Source organism: Vibrio ouci, assembly GCF_004551525.1.
Classification (GTDB): domain Bacteria; phylum Pseudomonadota; class Gammaproteobacteria; order Enterobacterales; family Vibrionaceae; genus Vibrio; species Vibrio ouci.
Window position 1 is genome coordinate 1 of record NZ_SATR01000038.1, and the last position, 21,547, is coordinate 21,547.

A 21,547-nucleotide genomic window follows, 5' to 3' on the forward strand; every position below is an offset into this window, starting at 1 on the left:
GACAACTGGCTTACTGACATTGAATATGGAGGCAGTAGCTTCTTCAATATGGCTTCTTTTCTTTCTGCTGGAATACGAGACACAATTCATTCTTACCGCCCAAACTGGTTAAATTTTAACAGTGACAACTATCCTGCCAGAGGGGGAAGGCCAACACTTTTGAGTTGGCCTTCTTAACCATATGCTTCGGACTAATTATCGTGAGATAAAGCAACAGGGTTATGAATACAAGGGCTATGTCGTCGAAAACTTTGTTCAGCAAGAATCGCCGCACTTCGAGTCTCTGTAAAAGAGACGAGTTCCATAAGACCTCCACACTTACAGTTTAAGGTACAAGTATGATTCTACTCTTTGGACATGTACAGCTCAACGGACAGTACATTTAGAGCTTGTTAGAACTATTGTTTTTTGACGGGATAATTATCCAATTTGTCAGGAAACCGTACTGAGGGAGTTAATAAAATCATCAAGCGCATATACAACATTCTTCAATTCCTTTCATTGCTTGAAATAACAACACCGTTCATTGTGGAGTAAAGACCACGAATAATAAAAATTAATAAGTTGGTCTATTCAAATAAATTGATTTTTAATTGTGCTCAACCAATGAGCTCAATTATTAATGAATTAAAGGAAGTAACAATGAAAAAAGTAAACCTTGAAGACCAAAAAGCTGCTAACTGGACACCAATGAAGAAGCAAAAATAAAAGTTAAATAGCAGGAGAGGCTCCAACCTGTTGGAGCCTTTAATTATTTCATGGCAAATATAGATTACTCATTCATAAAGTTAGTAGATAATAAACTTATTCTTTGGGACTACCTCAACCGAAACCAGTACGAGATTCAGCCTGAACTTGTAAGTACGATTTATAACTATATTAACGACTCTGGGGAATATGATGTAAAGGCTATTGAGTACCTTCAGGAACTTAATATACTCCAGGAAAGTAAGAGCCAACCTTGGGGCTGGGATTGCCTCTCTCATATTTACCATCATGGAACCAAGAATGTATTCAATGAAGAGGTTGTTAAAAATGCCGATGCCTGGGTAGAAGAGAATGAAAGGGTCCAGCTTCAAGAAGCGGACTCGATCATACCGAAGTTTCGCGCAATAGTGGACGAAAAGTCCATGGGGAGGCGGATAGCGTTGTCTTGCAAGCCGTCAAATCTCGATATAGAAAAACACCTAAATAACAGAAAAACTACTCGAGATTTCTTAGACTCTCCGGTACCTCTTTCCTCTGTAGAAAACATCTTGACGATTTGCTACAAAGCATCATTCGATTGGGGCAACTCAAACAGCAAAGAACCGCTAGGCAAAAAGAAAACTAGCCCGTCTGGAGGTGGGTTACACCCCACACAAGCCTATATTATAGCGCTGAATGTAAATGGATTGGGAAGAGGGATATATTTTTATAATGACCTAGACCATGAGCTAATTTACCTGCGCCCTTTCCCAGACAACTATCCGCTTAGCCAACTGATCGGAGGGCAGCCCTACGCTGAGAATGCAGCGTTCCTTATCATATTGACTACGCGATTTGATTTGTCTTGGATAAAGTACAAACACTCCCGCTGTTATCGAGTCTCACTATTGGATGTGGGGCACTTGTCGCAATCAACCCAGCTAGTAACCTCAGAACTGGGCTTGGGGAGTTGGATTACAGGTCAACTCTGTGATTCGAATGTCGAAGGCTTACTAGGTTGTGACACTTCAGTCGAAGCTCCGATATATTGCATTGCGATTGGTAATGCAACGGGTAATTCGTTCCCTAACGATTAAGGTAAATTTATGGATCACGTTAGCAACTGGATGCAAAAATCAACCATCACTTCTCACAAGTACCGATATTCAATGCAAGTAGATGGAATGAAAGGAGTGCTGAGTACTGCGTGGATAGCAGACTCTTGGTACTCTTATTTTCTACCTTCAGTAATTGTGAGTAAACTAAACCAAGAAGAAAAAGCTATTCTAGGTGCCTGCATATTGAGTAATTTTATGTCATACACTGTTGAAGTGGAGCATGGAATTGTTAACCCGATAGTGAACAAGATTAGCCTGGGTGAGTCGATATTTTTTTCTGGTAAGCAAGAGCGAATGACGTGTTACGGAGTCTTTGCAGACGAAGTTTATCATGCCATGTTCTCTTACGATCTGCTTTCTTCACTCATGTATAGTGGCGACATTCATAAGATTCATGACTTTGAGTTAGATTCTAAAGAGAAGTCAAAAAAAATCGTCTCACTGCGCAGATGCGATAATGACAGGGATACTGAAGTGTCAATGCTTGCATTGGGAGTCTACTCTGAAGTTTGCATCGCTACACAGCTAACCAATATCCAAAAAGACACCATCTATGAGCCTGTCTACAATGCATTAAAAGATCACCTCGATGATGAAAAACGTCACGCTGCAATATTTGTTGACCTAATGAGAACGTTTTGGAAAACATCAACTATAGCCGACAAGACGTTGTTTATTTCAAAACTGTTTGCAGTGATGGAACTCAACGTATCATACATGGATCGCACTTGGGTGAAGAACTACCTTAGCTACATTGATAAGGCTGACTTATTTTCGCTCATGCCTACCATCAAACCAGAGAACAAGTTTGAAGGGGTTGCCAGCTTTGTTGAAAGAACGTCTAAAGTACTGTTTGCGGAGCTTAATAGGCTTGGCGCATGGGATGTTCAAGAGCTTAATGAGTTGCTGACTCGCTATCGTTTAGCGAAATTTGCGCAGGGAGGCAACCTATGCGTAGAACAAAGGTACTAGTCTGCCTAGCAGCACTGTCTGTATTGTCCATGTTCCCGATGGACGTGTTTATTTCCTCTTTTGAAGACTTAGCCAGTTATTTTTCGATTCCCTATAGAGATACCATCTCTTCGGTCACTTTGTTTACCTACGGATTCGGTGTAGGGGTATTGGTTGTTGGTATTCTGGCAGAAAAACTGGGAGTGACTACTGTGCTATTGGGAAGTTTAGTTTTTTTACTGCTTTCGAATTTGCTGTCTCTTGGCCATAGCAGTTATGAACTCTTCCTTGGCTCACGATTCATGCAAGGGCTGTTCTCATCGTCATTCGTACTAAGTACATTTATAGTGCGAAACTGCTTTAATGAGGAAGAGGGAGTGAGGGTTCGCGCTTTGATTGCGTCAATCTCTGCGATTGCAATTACGCTTTCACCGATGCTGGGGGCTCTATTAACAACAGCGTTTGGGTGGGGCTCGATTATTGTGGTCGCGTCCTGCGCCTGTGTCGTTACCATGCTGTGTTTCTTGTCAATAAGTAGTGAGTTACGTGACGAAAACCTTAGTGCGGTACGAAATAATTTTTTAAGGTCAAGAGAGTTTTGGGTGCTAAACCTAGTGTCTACGCTGAATTTCTCCATTCACTTCGTTTTTGTAATACTGTCGGTCAAAATTTTCACACAAGACTTTAGTGGCTCTCTGCAAGACTACGGTTGGATGATGATTTTTTATGGGGTGGCACTCTTTGTCACAAACACCATCATTATTAAGTTCAACACCAAGCTAGCATTTACGGGCTCTAACTATTGGTATTTGCTGTCCATAGCCGTGCTGGCTGTGATCATAATGCAGATGTCCACTAACGATAATCTTGGTTTTTATAGTTACTTTCCTATTATCGTCCTCGCGACCTTTTTTGGTGTCTATTTATCTAATATCACCCTCAACAAAGCTATATTCGTAGTCAACGGAACCCCGACAGTTTCCTCTGTTGTGGGAAGTATTAGATTTATTACTACAGGTACCATTGGCTGGTTAGGCTTTAGTTATGGGTCTGGGATGACTTCAATCGCCCTACTCTATTTCTTGTCTTCGATTTCATCACTTATACTTTTGCGGTCGGTAAGGCCTAATAAAACCGAACCGTGAGGGGCAATTACCATTATCCTTGCCAATGAGGCCAGACTCAGGTAAAGGTGTTAAACGGCAGGCGTTCGGGATGAAGGCTTGAACCTTTGGCTTCGTGGTGGTGGCATATTCGCGTGTCGACGGCTTGGCAGTTACAGCAACGGCATCCGAGTAGCTCGATTTTGCTGATTGAGAAAGAGCAGCACTTATCATCTCATCAAACTGGGTACAACAGTGGTGTGATTCACGCTGAGGTGTATTACGCCCCAGGCAGTTTAAAAGCCGAGTTTTGTAAAGCGGGCTACCGAAAGCCGGTTAACAAATATTGCTCACAGGTAGAGGCCGAAGATTTGCAGCCGTATCCCGCTGATATAAGGGTGCAAGCCGTGCTTAAAGATGGCAGCTTAGTGCATGACTTTTTGTTTGCGGAGAGCCTGCGTTCTTTGCATGTCTGTAATGCACCCTCACCAGCGGCAACCTCTGCTATCCCGATTGGTGGTTATATTTGCGATAAGATTGCAGAGAAACAAAAGCTATAGTTGGGGCTTTAGCTCTACCACATTCCCTTCTGGGTCTTCAATATAGATAGAGCGGCCAAAGCCTTGCGCGCCGTATCGCTCGAAAAAGTCACTGGTCGCTATATTGTGCGCTTCAAGATAGCCACGCAGCTGTTGCTCATCAAACGCGGCTATTTTTAGGCAGAAATGATCAACGTTGCGCCCGTTCTGCAAGGGCGCTTTCCCACCTAGTTTTCCCAACTCGCTATCTACCGTCACTATATCGATCAATGCAGTGCCTGCTCTTAGTTGAGTTAGGCCAAGTTCGGGTAGCTCTCTTTCTATTGGGCAAGCAAGAATGTCTTGATAAAAGGCGAGCATTTTCTTTAAGTTAGAGGTTCTAAGTACAATATGGTCAATCGCAAGTATGCGAATGGGATTTGATGTAGTCATAACTAGCCTTAGTCGTTTGGTTGTTTTAACTATACGAAAAAATGGCTCGGCTCGATTGGCTATCTGAATAAACGATGGAGATAAGATGCGATATCTTGGGATTGATGGTTGCAAAGCTGGGTGGGTTGTTTGGTTGCTCAACGGTGGCACGCCATCTTTTCAAATAGTGACTTCCTTAAGTAACATAGCGGATGTACTTACCCAGAGTAGAGCTTTGATCGACATACCGATTGGCTTTAGTGATAGTGCGCAGCCAGATAGGTTATGCGATAAAGCCGCAAGAAAGTTCTTAGCGCCTAAGCGAGGTTCATCGGTATTTCCTGTTCCTTGCAAAGAGGCCGCCTATGCGGAGACTTATCAGCAAGCGTGCCAAATCAATATGGAACAATTGGGTAAAAAGCTTTCTAAACAAACCTGGTATATCTTGCCGAAAGTACGCGAAGTTGATGCGCTATTAAGACAATACCCTAAAGTCATGCTTCGAGAATCTCACCCTGAAGTCGTCTTCAAAGCACTCAATAAACAGCCGCTATCCCACAGCAAAAAGACGATAGAGGGTAGGGAAGAGCGCCTCACTATTTTGAATCACTATTGCCCAGAATGGATATCAGTACTGACTGATTCTATAGAGCAAACCAAGCGTAGCGAGGCTCAACCCGACGATTTGATTGATGCGTTTGCATTGATGTTTATTGCTTCAAAGTGGCTGCAATTGTCGACGCTGCCTGAAACGAAAGCGTCGTTGGATAATGAAATTGTGTATTGGCAAGCGAATTAAATGAAACAGAGAATAATGACGATAAAAACAGTGGTTACAGCCTTACTGCTACTATTCAGTGCAGGAGCGAGCGCAAACGTCGCACCTATTTCAGAGTGGCAATGCGGTATGATGAAAAAGACCGGAGTTTTGCCAAGCAATGCGCCAATTGGATGTGACCGGTTAAACAAAGTCGATTTTGAGTTTGTGAATTTTGCCGATAAAACCAAGTCAGGAAGTGTGATTGTCTTGGATATCGTGGCACCTTCTGTCGAGCAAATCTTCAAGGCATTGAAGCAGCGAAAATTCCCGCTCCACTCCGCACGTTTAATGCGTGAGTTTAAAGGCGATGACAATGCCTCGATGGACGCCAACAACAGCAGCGCATTTAATGCTCGGGCGATCACGGGTGGTAGTAGTTGGTCTAAACATGCTTACGGCGTAGCGATTGATATTAACCCAGTGCAAAACCCATTCTTAGAGTTTGGGGATAACGGCACTATTACCGTTAAGCCGACTCAATCTGCAACACAGTACATTAACCGAACTCAGTTTCGTGCTCGCTCTGAGCTAAGCCGAACAGGCATGGCGGAAGAGGTAGTCGATCTATTTGCCCACCACGGATTTCTTATTTGGGGCGGGGATTGGAACACGCCTATCGATACCCAGCATTTCGAAGTTGGCTCAAGGAAGTTCGTCAATCAATTAGTCTCCAAACCTAAGCCAGAGGCGACACAACTGTTTAACCGTTACATCGATTCCTACCGAGCGTGCTACCAGCAAAACAAAGCGCAAGGTGCAGAGAAAGCCAGAGCGATGTGTGCTTATCGTATCGTTCATAGGCATTGATTAGCGGCGAACCAACAAAGATAAATAAAAAGCCAACTCTTTTGAGTTGGCCTTTTTACTCATATCTCATTTGAACAAGTATTCATTTACTAGGTACCAATTTTGATAATTAGTTTATGACCGTAGGTTGTTGTTTTATTGGGGCAGGTTTCAGATTAATTATTGTTAATAACTACCTTTAGCCAATATCTGAGTATAAGTTTTATCGCAGCCGCAGCTTGCTAGCTGCCGGTTAAGAAACATTTACCGTCCAATCAGTTACAAACAATTGTGGGCATAAATGATCAGTGATTTATTTTAGATTCAAACGGAGACTTATGTTCAGACATACCATCAAGATCTGCTTTAGCACTTTGATATTAACCGGATGCGCTAACTCCTTTCCTGATACTCAGCATAGTTGGCCGCTGACTTATGGCGAACTAGGTATTCCCATCGCTCATGTAACCATCGGAAATAATACCCACCAATTAAGTGTCGACACTGGCGCTTCACGAGGGCTGTATTTGTATCAGGAAAATATTAATAGCATGATCGATGACCCCGCCTTTTCGATTCAGTATATCGGTACTGATAGGTCGATTGATTTGGATGGAAACATCACTACAACAGACCTATGGCAAGTTGATAAGTTAGTTATTTCTAAAGTAACGTTTAATGAAGTAGATATTCTCGCGTTTAAACCGTGGGGGCTTGTGCTTGGTGGTGGCGAACAACCTGCCGATGAGGTTTTGGGTTTAGGATTGTTTCAAGATGCATTAGTTTTAATGGACTTTTACAGTAACAAGATCAGGGTGATTGACTCCTTACCAACTGATTTATCAGGGTGGACTGAGTTTCGCGTAACTCCAAATAAAGCGGGCCTTCAAATTGACGGGTATCTTAGTGAAGGCTCTCGAATAAGGTTAGTCATTGATACTGCCGCTAGCCATTCCGTCCTCCTTTCTAGCCCATTAACTGAACCATTAACTAAATTGGGTTGTAGCGCGGCGTTTCCTGAGGCTCAGGACTCTGATTGTATGGTGGTGCGATATGAACTGTCTGATAACTTGGATAGTGTTGGTCATCCATTTGCAATTCTGATCCCGAATACAAGTGAGATTACTGAATTTGATGGGATACTTGGCATGGATGTATTACGTGGAAGACAAATGATCATCGACACACAAAATCTACGTGTGTATATCAGTCGCTAATCGAATGCTATCGTTCAGAAACGTTGGAACATAAATAGAATACGCGGTGGCAGGGGGCTCAGTGTTACTACCTAGATCTGGCTTTCATTGAGGTTCAAGAAAAAGTCGACATTCCCAATGTAACAACGCTTACTTAAAAACTGCCTAAATAATCGGATACATATATGTTAAATAAGAACCCAAACCTTGCCTTATTCGGTGTCGGTTTAGCGAGCTTTTTAGGCTGTGTTGACTTTACCATTGTTAATACAGCATTACCGGATATACAAACTGAATTCTCCTCTTCCCTTTCATCTCTGCAATGGGTGATGAACATTTTTGTTATCGCGCTCTCTTCCATGATGGTGATGATGGGGCGTCTGGGGGATATCTACAGTCATGAAAAGGTCTTCTACGCAGGCGTGGTGGTATTTGGTTTGTCCTCTGTCGCAGCGGCGATAGCTCCAAACATTGACGTACTCATCGTGGCAAGACTGTTACAGGGGGTTGCCTGCGCTATATTGTTTACCAACTCAGGTGCGATCATTTCCCATATTTTTCCAGCACATAAACAAGGGCATGCGTTAGGCATTTTATTTGGAATCAATGGACTCGGCTTGGCGATAGGACCTTTCCTTGGTGGCTTACTGGTCAGCTACATGGGCTGGCGATGGATTTTCTTCATCAATATTCCGATTATCGCGCTCTCGGTGCTGGCTTGTCTGGCCTCCATTCCTGCACCGGAGCATCAGGAAAAGAAAGGCCGTCTTGATATACCTGGTGCGATACTGGTCACGCTGATCCTCGGGTGTCTATCGATACTATTTACGCAGGGACCGACTTGGGGATGGCTATCATCTAATTCGCTCGCGTTATCTGCTGCAATCGCACTGTTTACGTTTGGCTTTGTCTACGCTGAACGTAAGGCTACTGAACCTATTGCCAACTTAAGTATCTTGCGTAATTCGCAGTTTTCTTCGTCGGCGATCGCCTCCTTTACCTTGGGCGCATTCTATAGTTTGGCGTTCTTTCTGATGCCGCTGTACTTGGCTAATATTCAACACTTACCGGCGTTAAATATTGGATTCATGCTCCTTCCGACTACCGCAGGGGTAGCTATTATCTCCCCGTTTGTTGGTAAAGCCGTCGATCAATTTGGCTGCAAACCTATTATCATGTTGGGGCTGTTGTTATTGGCCATCTCAGCCATACTGCAATCCCAATTCACCGCGAGTGAGACGACACCATTTATTCTTCTCTCATTCCTTTGCATGGGAATTGGTTGGGGGTGCGTCTTGAGTCCGTCTATGACTGCGGCGGTCACTTCGGTACCGCAACACTATACGGGGGCTGCGATCGGGAATTTAGGCACGATACAAAACACAGGGGCCTCGATAGGCTTGGCCATCGGCGTCGCATTATTCAACAGCCAGTTACTGGAGCATCTCTCTTCAGGGCGAGAAAACGAATTGGCATCGACGCTACACACTGGCGATTTGGAGCAACTCACTCAGGCTTTGGCGAGCCAGTTGTCTTTAGGGATCAATGAAGTCAGTCATCTGGTCATCGACGGCTTTATGGCGTCTTATTCAAGTGCGATGTTACTCCTAGCTGCACTCTGCTCATTATCTTGGTTGACTTTACTGTTCAAGATGAAAAGCGCCTCTATGAGCCGCTCGGAAGAAAAACCATGATCACCATGGGCACCTTTTATACCTATGATGAAGCCAGAGCTATGTGTGCTTATAAGACAGTGAGGGCGTTTTGATTTAGTTCTAATGCTTTCTTGTGGGACAACATAGACAAAAAAGGCGCTAACTCAAAGAGTTAGCGCCTTTCCAAACGTTTGGGCTGGCGGCATCTGAATTCTCTGTTTAAGGTATTGTTTTAGTTATGGAATGTTTGATTTTATTATCTGTCTTGGTACATGTCTTGGTACTAAAGTTGTTTGGTAGTGAGCCAACAGATAAAGCTTAAAATTGTGAAAGTGATCCAAATAATAGTTGGATGCTCACTCAAAAAACAATGATTCAGCGTTGTCCCATTCACCATTGTAAGCTTGCTGATTGTTCGAGTTCTAGATATTACCGAGCATACGGCCATTAGCAAATAACAGAGTTCCTTAATTAGTATCTCCAATCCAGCTTGTCACTATCAGTTATATCACTTCAATCTTCGGGATCTGAGTAGTCTCTTAAATTTGCAGAAGTAACATTTTTTTCGTGTTCACCTAATCCGTAACTTCCTATAACGATTGGAAGGTCTACATCAAATTTGACATCGATAGTATCGCCACAATAACCTTTGTCTTCTTCTGTTGTTCCGGTAAGTGATGTACTGAAAGATAAGGTAAGCCCTTTTGTACTATCAAAAGAATGGTCTATTAAATCCGCAGAGTCAGCTTCATAATCAATTGCATTAGTATTAGCTATTTCTGAGTTTACGGGTGTAGATTCCGTTAAATCCAGTAGTTCATCAAAGTTGTTTATAGCTTCAACAAGTTCCTCAACTACCCCATCAATGCTAGAAATGGTTATATTGAACTTATCTGATAGGATTTGTTGAAAATGCTCAAATAGCCAATCTTCTCCCCAATATTCGATCTTGTTTTCATCTAATACCTTTGCGAAGGCTGGTAGTAGTCTTTCGTCATAAGCTAAATAACGAGTTTTCATCAATGATTCGTGATTGAAGTTTCTGTCGTTGAGTAAGTCTTCGAAGGAGCCATAACCAAAGCTAGCAGCAACAATAGCACCTAAACTTGAAGGATTTAGGTACACCTCATCTGCAGCGATGCTTTCTGACAAGGTATCAATTAAGTAAAAGACAGCAGGAAATCGCATCACTTTAAGCTTATCGTTGTGGATTTCAGTGTTCAGCTCAAACTCTTGCCTTTCTTTCTCTGTACGAATTCTTTTTAGTTCTGCTTCATGAGTAGCTTTTTGTGTAATGGACTTTTGCTCTTCAGCTTCACTTTTTGCTTTCTCTTTACGCTTTTCTGCTTCAAGCCTTTCGCTCTCTGCTTTTTCGGTCTCAGCAATTCGTCTACGTGTGTCAGCTTCAATGTTTCTCTTTTCAGCTTCTATTTCGATCTCAGCGATTTGGTCTTGCATATCGGCTTTCTTTGTGGCTTTGACTAACCGCCCTCGGTGTTCTTCTTTATCTATATCTAAGTCAACAGCACTTGAGTAGCGTCTTCCTTCGCAAGGAGATTGAGCTCTGTAAATCCAATGGTTTACCCAAGGTAACGCAAATAGGTAGAGCAGCGTTAGAGATGCAGGGCCTACAATGAAGTTTATTTCTAGTGGAGATAATGAAGCCGAAAAAGTCTCGATACGTGAGTTAACAGAGCCTACACCCCATATGAGAAGAACCAGCTTATCCCAGTTACAAAGCGCCCAAGATGTGAAAAAAGTGCCGACTACGGGGCTAGTTACTCTGGAGTCAATACTGGTGGCCATGGATTTAAAAAAATCTTTAACTATCTGCATGTTACGCTTCTAAGTTGAGGTGTTTAATACAGAGACTATTCTATGCTACAAAATGATGTGACTCAAAGGTGGTATGTGTAAGGTTTAATATGCTTCACTCTTTAGTTTCTATAAGCACACATTGTTCGAACCGCTCTTAAGGCGTAAAATCAGAACCAATTTTCTGGTACGGGTATTACCGTGCCACCAGCCTTATTTATAAGAATCGAAATGACTAAAAAACTCACCCTCCAGCAGCTTGAATCTTTCCTATGGGAAACCGCTGATATCCTTCGTGGCAACATGGATGCCTCTGAATTTAAAGACTATATCTTTGGCATGATGTTCTTAAAGCGCATGTCGGATGCGTTTGAAGAAGAGCAAGAGAAAGTCATTCAGTACTACCTAGACAAAGGTAAAACACAAGCTCAAGCAGAAGAGTTAGCAGATGATGAAGATGAGTACGATAGTACCTTCTATATCCCTGAGAATGCGCGTTGGTCTGCACTAAAAGACTTAAAGCACAACATTGGTGAAAGCCTCAACAAAGCGACAGAAGCGATTGAAGAACATAACCCATCCCTAGAAGGTGTGTTGGTGACCATCGACTTCAATATTAAGAACAAGCTGACTGATGCTAAGTTGCGTGATTTGCTCTCTCACTTTAGCCAACATCGTCTACGTAATGAAGATTTTGAGCGCCCTGATATGTTGGGAACGGCTTACGAATACCTAATCAAAATGTTTGCAGATAGCGCAGGCAAAAAGGGCGGGGAGTTCTATACCCCAAGTGAAGTGGTACAACTGCTGGTGGCATTGCTGAAACCTCATGCTGGTATGCGTATCTACGATCCAACAACGGGCTCAGGCGGTATGTTGGTTCAGACTCGAAACTATCTAAAACAACACGGTGAAAACCCTGCCAATCTGTCGCTATTCGGGCAAGAGATGAACCTGAATACGTGGGCGATTTGTAAGATGAATATGTTCTTACATGGCGTACAAAGTGCTGACATCCGCAAAGGCGACACTCTACGTGAGCCAAAGCATACCGAAGGCGGAGAGCTCATTAGCTTTGACCGCGTTATTGCCAACCCGCCGTTCTCACTAAAGAAGTGGGGTAAAGACGAGTGTGATAATGATGGTTTTGGACGCTTTCCTTATGGTACGCCGCCTAAAGATGCAGGTGACTTAGCCTTTGTTCAGCATATGATTGCTAGTACTAACAATGAAGGTATGGTCGGTGTGGTCATGCCTCATGGTGTGCTATTCCGTGGTTCAAGTGAGAAGGCGATTCGCCAAGGCATTTTGGAAGACGATTTGCTAGAAGCGGTGATCGGTCTGCCATCTGGCTTGTTCTATGGCACGGGTATTCCTGCTTGTTTGCTTATTATCAACAAGAATAAAGCGGCAGAACGAAGAGGTAAAGTGCTGTTTATCAACTCTGAACTTGAGTTTGAAGAAGGCAAAAACCAGAACAAACTGCGCCTGAAAGATATCACTAAGATTGTTGAAACCTTCGATAACTATGTTGATGTGAAGCGCTACGCGAAAGTGGTGAACTATTCAGAAATTGCCGAGAACGACTTTAACCTCAACATTCGCCGTTATGCGGATACCTCACCACCAGCAGAAATTTTTGATGTACGTGCGATTCTTCATGGTGGTATTCCTGCTCGTGAAGTGCATAACGAATATATTGAAGAAGAAATCCTTGAGGGGTTTGATATCTCTTTAGTGTTCGATAAAACCAACGATGATTACTATGCCTTCAAACCAAGCATTAAAAGTAAAGAGCAGATCCGAGAAGTTGCAGGTGATGTAGACGCCAAGGTTATCACACAACTTGAGCGTTGGTGGGATAAATACCAAGTGTCGTTGCATGAATTTGATAAGCAAGTAACGGAAGCTGAGCAAGTAATGCAAGGGTACTTAAAGGAGCTAGGTTATGAGTAATGTAGTTCCGGAAGGTTGGGCAGTAACATCAATTGGGGAGTTAACTAAGAAAGACTCGTTGTTTAGTGATGGGGATTGGGTTGAGAGTAAAGACCAAGACCCGAATGGTTCTAACCGATTAATTCAACTTGCTGATATTGGTGATGGTAGATTTATCAATAAGTCGTCTCGTTATCTAAACGACGAGCAATTTGAAAGACTAAATTGCACAACGTTGAGAAAAAATGATGTCTTGGTAGCACGAATGCCTGAACCTTTAGGAAGAGCATGTTTATATCCACTTGATAATGCTCGGGCGGCAACAATTGTCGATATTGCTATTATTCGTACTCCGAATGCTGATCATAAGTGGTTGATGTCGGCTATTAATTCTTCTGACTACAGAGCGGATATTGAGCTGAATGCCAGTGGTACAACTCGCACTAGAATTGCAAGAGGAGCGCTTTCGAAATTAAAGCTGATTGCGCCGCCCCTCCCTGAACAAAAGAAAATCGCCGCCATCCTTACCTCTGCCGATGACGTGATTGAAAAAATACAGGCGCAAATCGACAAGCTCAAAGACTTAAAAACAGGCATGATGCAAGAGTTACTTACTCGTGGTGTCGGTGTGGATGGTAAGCCGCATGCCGAGTTTAAAGACTCGCCAGTGGGTAGGATTCCGAAGGGGTGGGAGGTTCGGAAGATATCTGAACTATGTACTTATGTAGTGGATTGTGTGAACAAGACTGCGCCAGTAGTAGACTATAAAACACCATATAAGATGATACGTACAACTAATGTACGACATGGTCGAGTTGATACTGAGAACGTACGCTATGTTACGGAAGAAACTTATAACGCGTGGACTCGTCGGTTAACTCCAGAAAATGGCGATTTGATATTTACTCGTGAAGCGCCGGTTGGAGAGTGTGGGGTTTTAGAAGACTCCCGGGGAGTTTTTCTTGGTCAACGGACAATGATGTACCGCGCAGATCAAACTAAAACATCATCACATTTTTTATTGTATTCATTGATGAGTGAATATGGAAAGCAGCAGCTTGAAGATTTCAGTGGTGGTAGCACGGTGCCACATATGAGGGTTCCAGACTGCAGCAAGATCTTAATCAAATTACCGCCGAAAGAAGAGCAGGGTTTAATCGTTAATTCTTTAAAGAGTGTTGATGTGGCGATAAAAAACAAAGAGAAAAAACTTCAAAAAGTTAGCCATATGAAAAAAGCCCTTATGCAAGATCTTCTAACAGGCAAGGTTCGCGTTAAGGTCGAGGACTAACCATGAGTCGAGTACACTATTTCCAAAGATACTCCCAGAAAGAAAACGTTGTCACCAACAATACCTTGTTGCTGTTTTCTCGACTGTACAACCATAGTCCTGCAAGGTTTGAAGATTTCCTAAATGCCCTCAGTGGTGATGGAAACCTAACCTTTGATGTGGGTATGCAGTTTGCCCAGCAAGAAGGGAATACAAAAAGAAATAGTGTACCGGATGGCTTGATTACCCAGAAAAGCATCAAAGTTGTTATTGAGACAAAGCTATATGGGAATTACGGTTTATCCCAGCTATCTAACCACTTGGAGAGCTTTGAAAACGAAGATACTCAAGTGCTATTGCTTTTAGACCCACGCAAACCAAATGATGAATTCTTAACGCAAGTGATAAGTGACGTTAAGAGCTTCAACCAAGCAAACGATACGCAAGTGATTTGCTTGGCAACAACTTTCACTGAAATCATCAAAAACTTTGACTCTGTCTTATTGGACTACGATCTTGAGCTCCATGAAATCTTGGGTGACTATCGAGAGTTTTGTGATTCGATGTCATTGCTTCCTCGTGACGAGATGGTGATGAGGGCCATCGTTACGGGTTATACGTTCCATGAGAACATGGAGTTCGGGGTTTACTACGATCCTATTGATAGGGGATTCTCAAACCACGCTTATCTTGGCTTATACAAAAACAAATCTGTGCGTGGTATCGGTAAGCTAACCAAAATTGTTCATGCTGAATACGATAAAGAGACGGATGAACTTAACTTGGTGGCTTATCAAGAAGGCGCTGAAATAACCGAAGATGAGAAAAATCGGATAATTGGGGTGATGCGCTCTGCTGAGGAAGTGCATGGCTGGAACGTCTACACTGGGCATCATTTCTTTGTTGTCGATGAGTTTGTAGCGACCAACTTCAATAAAAGCTCTAAATACCCAATTCAGCGGTCTAAGTATTTCGATCTAGGAGAAGTGCTCGATATTGAAGTGCTACCAAGTGATTCTGAAATAGCCACAAGATTAACTGAAAAAAGCTGGAGTTAACGCATGGCAAATAATGAATTCGAAAAAGTAGAGGCGCTTGCGATTTTGCTCTGCCTGTGAGCTTTTTCTTGGCTATCGCTGTAGTCCTAGATAACCCCCTGAAACTTGGTCGAATATAAGTTAATATAACTTTAATGCTATTTTACGAGAGTAAACCTCATGAAACTCAATACATTATCTGTCAAAAACTTCCGTTGCTATAAGGATGAAACTTTCCAGTTTAATCCTCAAGTAAACCTCATAGTTGGACAAAATGCGACGGGTAAAACAGCTGTGTTGGATGCAGTATCGGTAGCGATGGCGACTTGGATATTAGGTTTTAAGAAGAAAAACGATCAAAAAAGCTTATACCCAACCGATGCCACTTTGTCATATGTTGAAAAAGAGGGAGAGTCTCAGTTTGTTGAGGCATGGCCGGTTTTGGTTTCTGCAACTGGAGTAGTTAAAGAGCAAAAGATTGAATGGGAGCGCTCTAAAGATTCACCGAAGGGGAACACTCGTTACGGCAATGCTAGTTCATTGATTGCTCTGGCAAAAAATTGCGATGAGCGGCTTTCGGAGGATATCAACCTTCCTTTGATCAGCTATTATGGCACAATGCGTTTATGGCAAGATCCAAAAGCCTCTAGAGCAAAGCCATCATTAACAAAATCAACAACCAAACCTTCTCGCCTAGATGGCTATAAGCATTGTGTCGACCCTCGTATAGCTTTAAAAGAGCTAGTTGCATGGTTTGCTCGCCAAGAGTGGCAAGCGTTTCAAGAAGGTAAAGAATCTACCATGCTTAAGGTTGTGCGTAAGGCGGTAATTGGCTGTATAGAGCATGCTGAGCATTTACGTTATGACCCAAAAAGAGAAGAGCTACTTTTAACCCTTAAAGATTCAGAACCACAACCTTTCAACTTGCTAAGTGACGGTCAACGATGTGTTTTAGCTTTGGTTGCGGACATTGCACAAAAAGCAGCGCGTCTTAATCCTCACTTAGGGGATGAGGTGCTTAATAAGACTGAAGGTATTGTTCTAATTGATGAGCTTGATCTACACCTTCATCCTAAATGGCAGCGTCATGTTATTGAAGACTTGCGGAATACTTTCCCTAAAGTGCAATTTATTTGCACAACGCACTCACCTTTCTTAATTCAGTCACTACGCTCTAGTGAAGAGTTGATCATGCTTGATGGCTTAGCACCAGCTCAACTAGCGAATAAGACTCTCTCGGATATAGCGGTAGGGATTATGGATGTTAACTCGCCAGATACGAGTAGCCGTTATGAAGAGATGAAAGGTGTAGCAACAGAATATTTGAAGTTATTAGATGAATCTGAATCAGCCCCTGAGGATAAACTTCAACAGTATAAAGAGAGGTTAGCAGAATCGATTGCTCCTTATGATGACAATCCTGCATTCCAAGCATTCCTAGAGATGCAGCGAGTTGCCAAATTAGGAGAGTAAGTTAATGCGACCAATAAGAAGAGACACTTCCCCGGAGGCTGACGATTATGATGATTATACCAAGGCAAAACCTGCGTTAATAGGTCGTTTAGGGAGTTATTGTTCGTACTGTGAGCGTCCAATAAAAACTAATTTGGCTGTGGAGCATATTCAACCTAAAGCTGGCGATGATGGACACCCTGAGTTAATTGGCAGGTGGACGAATTTTCTTTTGGCTTGTGTTAATTGTAATTCGACTAAGAAAGATAAAAAGGTCGACTTAGATAAACTATTAATACCAGATCGCGACAATACTTTTAGCTCCTTTCAATATACTGAGGATGGGAAAGTTTCGGTTTCTGAGGCATTGGCTACTCCAATCAGTGGATATGCAAAAGCAACTTTAGAGCTTGTTGGTCTTGACAAGAAAATACTCCGCGCACTCGATGCAAATGGCGTACAAGTTGAGATTGACCGTGTTTCTCAAAGGATGCAAGCGTGGGCAAAAGCTCAAAGTGCAGAAGCGATGATTCAACAGCAACCCCAAAATGACTTACTAAAAGAAATGGCTATTGGCTGGGCGGTTTCTGAAGGTTTCTTTAGTATTTGGTTGACTGTATTTGCAGATTGTCCTGATATGAAGCTTAAACTTGTGCGTGCATTCAAAGGAACTGAAGAGAGTGGTTGTTTTGATATGACAACAGGTGATTCAGTAACCCCAGCCCCAAATCCAGATGTACTTGCCCATGGCGGTAAAGTTTAAATCTCCTTTCTGTCTTGCAGAGAATATATTTTGGCAAATAACGAATTCGATAAGGTAGAAGCCCCCGCCATTGCTCAGTTAGTTAAGCTTGGCTGGACTTACGTACAAGGTAAATCCCTCTCCCCTGAACATGCAAATCAAGAGCGTACCTATCTACGTGACGTCATACTGGTGAAGCGCTTAGAGGCGGCAATTAAACGTATTAACCCTTGGATCAGTGAAGAAAACCTGCGAAAGGTATCTAGGGAAGTTACGCACCCCAATTTTGCTGCTTTGATGGAGTACAACCATGCTTTCTACCAAACCATGGTTAACTACCTATCGGTAGAGCAAGACCTCGGTAAAGGGCGTAAAGGGCAAACCGTTAAACTTATCGACTTCGATACGCCGCCCAACAACGAATTCTTAGTGACGAACCAGTTTAAAGTCGAAGGTGCACAAAACATTATCCCTGACATAATCTGTTTTGTTAACGGTATTCCTCTTGCTGTCATTGAATGCAAATCTCCGTACATTTCTGACCCTATGAGCCACGGAATAGACCAGCTTCGTCGTTACGCTAACCTACGTGAACAAGAAAATGAAGAAGGTGCGGCAAAGCTATTTTGGTATAACCAATTGATGGTTTCGACCTGTCGTGACCAAGCGAGAGTCGGTACTATTAGCTCCAGCAGTCAGCACTATGGTGATTGGAAAGATGCCTACCCATACAGTGATGAAGAGCTAGCTCAACAATCACTGCACGACAATGCAGTGACGTTTCGTTCTACCGTGGACGTTCAGCTTCCTGACGATGTTGTGGATGACAACTCCGAGGCAGAAAGCCAAGTTGAGTTCTTACAAGCTGCCGAAGAAAAAGCCACTTACGAAGTCCTGACTCGTGTAACAGCGCAGCAGCGATTAATAGCAGGCATTTTTAGCCTGGATAACTTCCTCGATATTCTGCAAAACTTCATCATCTATGAAACCGACGATGGCAAAATTATTAAGAAAGTTGCACGTTATCAGCAGTATCGTGCCGTTAATAAGGTCATTCAGCGCTTAAAAACAGGTAAAGACCGCAGAGAAAAATCTGGCGTGGTGTGGCATACGCAGGGGAGTGGTAAATCTCTGACCATGGTCATGCTAGCGGTGAAGATGCGCCGTGACCCTGAACTGCAGCAATATAAGTTGGTATTCATCACCGATAGAACTCAGCTCGATGAGCAGCTCTCTGATACTTTCCGTGATGCGCAAGGTGAAACCGTTTATAACGCTGGCTCAGTGAATGAACTCAAAGAGCTACTAAAAAAAGACAGCTCAGATCTCGTTACGGCAATGGTTCAGAAGTTCTCTGATTTAGAGAAAGAACAAGAGAAACAGCCGAAAGCTGCAGAAGGGTTTAAAGATCTAAACCCTAGCGAAAAAATCATCGTATTGGCTGATGAGGCACACCGTACTCAGTTTGGTGGTCTTGCGATGACTATCAATGCTGCACTGCCTAATGCGCCTAAAGTAGGCTTTACGGGGACACCACTGCTTAAAACCCAGAAGATGGGGCAAGCATTTGGTGGCTATATTGACGAGTACAAAATCAACCAAGCAGTAGAAGACGGGGCGACTGTACGCCTGCTGTATGAAGGTCGAGAAGTTAAGTCTGAAGTTGCTGGAGAATCTCTTGATAAGTTGTTTGAAGAATACTTTGGTGAATACACAGAAGAAGAACAGCGCGAAATTAAGAAAAAGTACGGTGTAGAACGTGCCGTGCGTGAAGCGCCTGCACGCATCCGTTGGGTCTGCCTTGATCTGCTCAAGCACTATAAAGAGCGCATTCGTCCTGATGGCTTTAAAGCAATGATTGTTGTTGGTAGCCGCCATGCCGCTGCCGTTTTCAAAAAGACACTGGATGAGCTTGGTGCTCCGCCTTCAGAGGTGATCATTTCTGGTGACCACAACGATAAGCAGTATATCGCTAAGTACACCGACAAAGCACATCAAAAAAAGGTGATTAGTAACTTCAAAAAGCCTTTTGGTATGGATAAGGCTGGCACTGAAGAAAAGGACAAGAAGTTTGATAATACGGCGTTTCTCATCGTCAAAGATATGCTGTTAACTGGCTTTGATGCACCGATTGCACAGGTCATGTATATCGATAGAAAACTGCAAGATCACACATTAATGCAAGCCATCGCTCGTGTGAATCGTACATACAAAGGTAAAACTTGTGGCTACATCGTTGACTACTATGGTCTTGCAACGCACTTAACTGAAGCGCTTGATTTGTTTAGTAGTGAAGATGTTGAGGGGACGTATCAAAGCCTCAAAGACGAGGTACCGAAGCTTAAGGCGAAACATACCCGTGCAATGTCATTCTTTAAACACATTGATAGCGATGATATTGACGAGTATGTGCTCGCGCTTAAAGATGAAACTACTCGTGCTCAATTTGATGTAGCGTTCAAACTTTTTGCCAAACAGCTCAACGTAATATTGCCTGATGCGAGTGCTGCTCCTTTTATCCCAGATATGAAGTTGCTAGGAAAAGTACACAATGCATCGCGAACCATGTATCGAGATGCTGGTTTAGATATGCGTGAGATTGGTGAAAAAGTAAGACAGTTGGTCGATGAGCATATTTTGAGTACAGGGGTAGATCCTAAAATTCCTCCAGTGGACTTATTGGCAGCCAACTTCAAAGATACGATTAAGCCAAATAAATCAGATGAATCTAAAGCCTCTGAGATAGAGAGCGCTATCAAGCATCATATAACCGTTAATCTTGATGATGACCCTGAGTACTACCGTTCTTTGAGTCTGAGACTGAGGGATATTATCGAGAAGACGTCTGGTCAATGGGCTTTGCAGCTTGAGTTACTACTTGCAATGACAGATGACATTGGGTCAGCCCACCAGCAAGCCGCTCAAGATGTTGGGTTAAACGAAACAGAGTTCGCTTTTTACAATATCTTAATTGCCGAGGTGACTAACGCTAATGATGGCGATGTGATTGATGAAAGCGTCCATGAAGCTATTAAAGATACCACGCAAACTTTGGTCGCCATGTTAAATGAAGCAACGGAAATGATTGATTTCTTCGCTAAGCAAGATGAAGTTAAGCGGATGAAGAAAGAGATAAAACGCGCTGTGCTTGATCAGCCGTTTGGTGATAAAGCATTGGTTAGTGCTCTTCAAGAGCGTTTTATGGATCTCGCTAAGCACAAGTTCGGCAATAAATGATTGAGCAAAACATGACGAAAAAGCACCAGCCAGAGCTTATTCATACTGCCAGTTACAGTGTGCTGGTGGAGCGTACTTCAAGAAAGAAAACTGCATCACTTAAAGTTGATGAAGGGGAGGTGACTATCATCGTTCCCAAGTTATTAGAGCAAGAAAAAATAGATGAAATTCTTGCAGATAAGCATAGTTGGATAGTTGATAAGTTGGCTCAATATCAAGCTCATAGTCCCTCGTTAGCACGAGAATATGTATCGGGTGAGGCATTGCCATACCTAGGGCGTAATTATCGCTTAAAAGTGCTTACAGGTGATTTGGCACCCACTAAGCTGATGAATGGGCGCATCACTGTAACCGTGCCAGAACCTTCAACTCAAACGCACTATATTCGCAGGGCATTGGTAAATTGGTACAAGCGCCACGCTGACAAAAAGATTCGCGAAAAAGTGAGGCGTTATGAATCGCTGGTGGGTGTTGAAACTGGCGTCGTTCGGACTAAAGAGTTTAAGAGCCGCTGGGGTAGTTGTACCCCTTACGGTGATTTAGAGTTTAACTGGGTAATTGTGATGGCCCCTAACCGTGTAGTTGACTATGTGGTTATCCACGAGCTTTGCCATTTGCTTCATCATGATCATTCACCTCAGTTCTGGAAGGAAGTGGAGCGAGTCATGCCCGACTACAAAGAGAATAAAGAGTGGCTTAGAGAATTTGGGCATGGACTGTGCGTGTAGTCATATTTGTTTATATACCTGCGTAACAATAGATAAGTAATTAAATTTATATTATCCGTGGACTA

Annotated in this window: 17 protein-coding genes; 15 read left to right on the forward strand and 2 right to left on the reverse strand. The window is 42.9% G+C overall.

The window, feature by feature from the left end; translation table 11 throughout:
- Positions 1–758 precede the first annotated feature (758 nt).
- From ELS82_RS19180 to ELS82_RS19195, 4 genes are all read left to right on the forward strand, one after another.
- Positions 759–1,784, forward strand: a complete 1,026-nt coding sequence (locus ELS82_RS19180) for a SagB/ThcOx family dehydrogenase (protein ID WP_134836910.1) — start codon at positions 759–761, stop codon at positions 1,782–1,784.
- Between the two features lie 9 nt (positions 1,785–1,793).
- A complete protein-coding gene (locus ELS82_RS19185) occupies positions 1,794–2,777 on the forward strand; it encodes a diiron oxygenase (RefSeq protein WP_134836911.1) in 984 nt (327 codons plus the stop codon).
- The gene (locus ELS82_RS19190; RefSeq protein ID WP_134836912.1) at positions 2,756–3,901 is read left to right on the forward strand and encodes an MFS transporter; all 1,146 of its coding nucleotides are present in this window, start codon (positions 2,756–2,758) and stop codon (positions 3,899–3,901) included. The genes ELS82_RS19185 and ELS82_RS19190 overlap by 22 nt, the downstream gene beginning before the upstream one ends.
- A 113-nt stretch (positions 3,902–4,014) precedes the next feature.
- Positions 4,015–4,419 (forward strand): FAD-dependent oxidoreductase, encoded by a 405-nt coding sequence (locus ELS82_RS19195; protein WP_341867193.1) that lies wholly within the window; start codon positions 4,015–4,017, stop codon positions 4,417–4,419.
- Here the strand turns inward: ELS82_RS19195 and ELS82_RS19200 are convergent.
- Positions 4,414–4,830 (reverse strand): VOC family protein, encoded by a 417-nt coding sequence (locus tag ELS82_RS19200; protein ID WP_134836914.1) that lies wholly within the window; start codon positions 4,828–4,830, stop codon positions 4,414–4,416. The two genes, ELS82_RS19195 and ELS82_RS19200, sit on opposite strands and share 6 nt — an antisense overlap.
- An 85-nt stretch (positions 4,831–4,915) precedes the next feature.
- On the opposite strand from ELS82_RS19200, the gene ELS82_RS19205 reads away from it, so the two are divergent.
- The 4 genes from ELS82_RS19205 (at position 4,916) to ELS82_RS19220 (ending at position 9,305) form a co-directional block, all read left to right on the forward strand.
- Entirely contained in the window at positions 4,916–5,608 is a 693-nt protein-coding gene (locus ELS82_RS19205; RefSeq protein WP_134836915.1) for a DUF429 domain-containing protein, read from the forward strand.
- Positions 5,609–5,623: 15 nt separating this feature from the next.
- Complete coding sequence (locus ELS82_RS19210) at positions 5,624–6,436, forward strand: M15 family metallopeptidase (protein ID WP_134836916.1); 813 nt, start codon at positions 5,624–5,626, stop codon at positions 6,434–6,436.
- A 317-nt stretch (positions 6,437–6,753) separates the two neighbouring features.
- Positions 6,754–7,632, forward strand: coding sequence for a hypothetical protein (locus tag ELS82_RS19215; RefSeq protein WP_134836917.1), 879 nt, complete (start codon positions 6,754–6,756; stop codon positions 7,630–7,632).
- Between the two features lie 164 nt (positions 7,633–7,796).
- A complete protein-coding gene (locus ELS82_RS19220; protein WP_134836918.1) occupies positions 7,797–9,305 on the forward strand; it encodes an MFS transporter in 1,509 nt (502 codons plus the stop codon).
- A 474-nt stretch (positions 9,306–9,779) separates the two neighbouring features.
- On the opposite strand, the gene ELS82_RS19225 is transcribed toward ELS82_RS19220, so the two are convergent.
- Positions 9,780–11,102, reverse strand: a complete 1,323-nt coding sequence (locus ELS82_RS19225) for a hypothetical protein (RefSeq protein ID WP_134836919.1) — start codon at positions 11,100–11,102, stop codon at positions 9,780–9,782.
- Between the two features lie 210 nt (positions 11,103–11,312).
- Here ELS82_RS19225 and ELS82_RS19230 point away from each other — a divergent pair, with 210 nt between their 5' ends.
- From ELS82_RS19230 to ELS82_RS19260, 7 genes are all read left to right on the forward strand, one after another.
- Positions 11,313–13,037 carry a type I restriction-modification system subunit M gene (locus ELS82_RS19230; RefSeq protein ID WP_134836920.1) on the forward strand — a complete coding sequence of 575 codons (1,725 nt, stop codon included), beginning with the start codon at positions 11,313–11,315 and terminating at the stop codon, positions 13,035–13,037.
- The gene (locus ELS82_RS19235) at positions 13,030–14,307 is read left to right on the forward strand and encodes a restriction endonuclease subunit S (protein ID WP_134836921.1); all 1,278 of its coding nucleotides are present in this window, start codon (positions 13,030–13,032) and stop codon (positions 14,305–14,307) included. The genes ELS82_RS19230 and ELS82_RS19235 overlap by 8 nt, the downstream gene beginning before the upstream one ends.
- A 2-nt stretch (positions 14,308–14,309) precedes the next feature.
- Entirely contained in the window at positions 14,310–15,344 is a 1,035-nt protein-coding gene (locus tag ELS82_RS19240; RefSeq protein WP_134836922.1) for a hypothetical protein, read from the forward strand.
- A gap of 159 nt (positions 15,345–15,503) precedes the next feature.
- Positions 15,504–16,796: an AAA family ATPase gene (locus tag ELS82_RS19245; RefSeq protein ID WP_134836923.1), complete on the forward strand. Its 1,293-nt coding sequence runs from the start codon at positions 15,504–15,506 to the stop codon at positions 16,794–16,796.
- Between the two features lie 4 nt (positions 16,797–16,800).
- Positions 16,801–17,538 carry an HNH endonuclease gene (locus ELS82_RS19250; protein WP_134836924.1) on the forward strand — a complete coding sequence of 246 codons (738 nt, stop codon included), beginning with the start codon at positions 16,801–16,803 and terminating at the stop codon, positions 17,536–17,538.
- 30 nt (positions 17,539–17,568) lie between these two features.
- Complete coding sequence (locus ELS82_RS19255) at positions 17,569–20,754, forward strand: type I restriction endonuclease subunit R (protein ID WP_134836925.1); 3,186 nt, start codon at positions 17,569–17,571, stop codon at positions 20,752–20,754.
- 11 nt (positions 20,755–20,765) lie between these two features.
- Positions 20,766–21,482 (forward strand): M48 family metallopeptidase, encoded by a 717-nt coding sequence (locus tag ELS82_RS19260; RefSeq protein ID WP_244230825.1) that lies wholly within the window; start codon positions 20,766–20,768, stop codon positions 21,480–21,482.
- Positions 21,483–21,547: the final 65 nt, after the last annotated feature.

Excerpts from the sequence above, each read along its gene's own strand:
- ELS82_RS19225 (WP_134836919.1), bottom strand. The coding sequence starts at position 11,102 with ATGCAGATAGTTAAAGATTTTTTTAAATCCATGGCCACCAGTATTGAC.
- ELS82_RS19260 (WP_244230825.1), top strand. The coding sequence starts at position 20,766 with ATGACGAAAAAGCACCAGCCAGAGCTTATTCATACTGCCAGTTACAGT.
- ELS82_RS19220 (WP_134836918.1), top strand. The coding sequence starts at position 7,797 with ATGTTAAATAAGAACCCAAACCTTGCCTTATTCGGTGTCGGTTTAGCG.
- ELS82_RS19205 (WP_134836915.1), top strand. The coding sequence starts at position 4,916 with ATGCGATATCTTGGGATTGATGGTTGCAAAGCTGGGTGGGTTGTTTGG.
- ELS82_RS19240 (WP_134836922.1), top strand. The coding sequence starts at position 14,310 with ATGAGTCGAGTACACTATTTCCAAAGATACTCCCAGAAAGAAAACGTT.
- ELS82_RS19245 (WP_134836923.1), top strand. The coding sequence starts at position 15,504 with ATGAAACTCAATACATTATCTGTCAAAAACTTCCGTTGCTATAAGGAT.
- ELS82_RS19210 (WP_134836916.1), top strand. The coding sequence starts at position 5,624 with ATGACGATAAAAACAGTGGTTACAGCCTTACTGCTACTATTCAGTGCA.
- ELS82_RS19215 (WP_134836917.1), top strand. The coding sequence starts at position 6,754 with ATGTTCAGACATACCATCAAGATCTGCTTTAGCACTTTGATATTAACC.
- ELS82_RS19190 (WP_134836912.1), top strand. The coding sequence starts at position 2,756 with ATGCGTAGAACAAAGGTACTAGTCTGCCTAGCAGCACTGTCTGTATTG.
- ELS82_RS19250 (WP_134836924.1), top strand. The coding sequence starts at position 16,801 with ATGCGACCAATAAGAAGAGACACTTCCCCGGAGGCTGACGATTATGAT.
- ELS82_RS19235 (WP_134836921.1), top strand. The coding sequence starts at position 13,030 with ATGAGTAATGTAGTTCCGGAAGGTTGGGCAGTAACATCAATTGGGGAG.
- ELS82_RS19230 (WP_134836920.1), top strand. The coding sequence starts at position 11,313 with ATGACTAAAAAACTCACCCTCCAGCAGCTTGAATCTTTCCTATGGGAA.
- ELS82_RS19180 (WP_134836910.1), top strand. The coding sequence starts at position 759 with ATGGCAAATATAGATTACTCATTCATAAAGTTAGTAGATAATAAACTT.
- ELS82_RS19185 (WP_134836911.1), top strand. The coding sequence starts at position 1,794 with ATGGATCACGTTAGCAACTGGATGCAAAAATCAACCATCACTTCTCAC.
- ELS82_RS19200 (WP_134836914.1), bottom strand. The coding sequence starts at position 4,830 with ATGACTACATCAAATCCCATTCGCATACTTGCGATTGACCATATTGTA.